This window comes from Promicromonospora kroppenstedtii DSM 19349, assembly GCF_000515355.1.
GTDB lineage: Bacteria > Actinomycetota > Actinomycetes > Actinomycetales > Cellulomonadaceae > Promicromonospora > Promicromonospora kroppenstedtii.
Map to the genome: position 1 here is coordinate 39,238 of NZ_KI911762.1, position 212 is coordinate 39,449.

Genomic DNA, 212 nt, shown 5'->3' on the forward strand with positions numbered 1-212 from the left:
CCCAACTGGCGGACCGGCAGCGGCCGTGGGCCCACCGGGCTGTCCACGGCGACCGTCTCGGCCCGGGCGATGACGGGTGCGGGCGTCCCGGCAGGTGGCACGGCCGACTGCCCTGCCGGCCGCCCCTCCGCCGGCTCCGGTTCGAGCCGGTCGAGCACCGCGAGGACCCGATGGATCCTGGCGATCTCATGCAGGGCAGCGGCCGGGTCGGC